This is a genomic window from Pseudomonas sp. 05N434 (assembly GCF_056396965.1).
In genome coordinates, this window is record NZ_JBFTMK010000856.1 from 1 (window position 1) to 1,352 (window position 1,352).

At 52.9% G+C, this 1,352-nt stretch carries 1 protein-coding gene and 1 pseudogene; both read right to left on the minus strand.

Annotated features, from left to right (window positions below; all coding sequences use genetic code 11):
* Positions 1–128, minus strand: a pseudogene (locus AC1DLB_RS30130) (malate:quinone oxidoreductase); the annotation flags it as partial.
* A gap of 181 nt (positions 129–309) precedes the next feature.
* The gene (locus AC1DLB_RS30135) at positions 310–951 is read right to left on the minus strand and encodes a hypothetical protein (protein ID WP_028940415.1); all 642 of its coding nucleotides are present in this window, start codon (positions 949–951) and stop codon (positions 310–312) included.
* Positions 952–1,352: the final 401 nt, after the last annotated feature.

Sequence of the window (1,352 nt, forward strand, 5' to 3'; positions counted from 1 at the left end):
GTGCTCAGCAGGTCCAGGTACGAGCCTTCTTTGAGGAACTTGGTGCTGAAGGTCGCGAATGGGCCAAACAGGATGACGCGCTTGCCGTCCAGGACACGGGGGTCCAAGTGCGGAACCGACATTGGCGGAAAAGGGGACTGATTTATTTTGAAGGAAATAAATCAGTCCCCTTTTTGCACCTTTTTGCAAGACATTGCCCGGCAGGTTCGGTGGATCAGCGAGCTGCTGGCTTGAGCCCTTTTCAGGGGTTATACGAATTGTTGCTGAGCGGTGATCCGGCAAGGTCAAAGCAGGCAAGAAGCAGAGGCTTCACTGGGCATTGAAGAGTGGATCCTTGGTGTGAAAGTTTCCATCTGCTGACCTGGCGCAGACCTGTGGTCGCATTGGCGTTTCTATAGTGGTATTTCCAACAGCAGTGAGTTTGCGTAGCTGAATGATGCAACCCGCTTTGAACGTGCTGATTTTGACAATCTGGAACTGCATTTCATAATCCTGCCCCGGCTCTGGCGTGAACACCACGGGTTTGGGCGAGCATGAAACCGAGCCAACCATGCCAAAGGTCGCAATGAAGGGTTGGTTGGCAGTCACGACATGCTCGTCGTAGAGTCGGGGTGATTCGTTGATCAGCTTGCTCTCCTTGCTCGCAGGCATGCCAATCACGCTGTTCTGATGGTCTGACTCCCTGAATGGATAAAGACCTGCGGAGTCGATATGGGCGGTTTTCCAGCCGGACTGTTCGATGGGAAAACTCTTGAGAGACTCGTTGTAAAACTTCTCGCAAGTCTGGCCGCTGACGAATCCGCCGTGCGCGTTATCGCCTGTGATCAGACGGACACGGGCGGTGGTGGTAGGGTCAAACTTGCCAGCCTCGGCTTCATTGCGAACGTCGGTTTTACTGGTGGCGCAGCCGATGAGAGTCAAACTGATTGCCAAGGGGAGAAGTTGACGCATAAGTGTCCTTTCTTTTCTGTGAAAATTTGAGAGCTTGAACGTGAATTAGGACGAACAGAGGCGGTCCGCCTGGCGACTAAACTTATCGAAGTACCTCAGTCGTTAACGGCTGATGTTCCTGGAGGAGGGGCTCGCTCTGGCCTATAGCGGCCTGAGGTCGCAAAGGTTTAGCGATAATAAAAATGGGACAAATTTATTTCCATGTGCCTCCTGTCACCGCCGCAGTGACTGGGCGGAGCAGCCCGTGGCACGTTAGGTTGTAGGTGCCTCTCGAAGGGACAGCTCCACCAGAGACAACCTTGAGAATTTACCCTTGATCAAGGCTGTTTGAGTTTCCTGGGCAAAAAAGTGAGTCCCTTGCTAAACGGCAGATCTTGCTGCCGTTTAGCAAGGGACAAAGG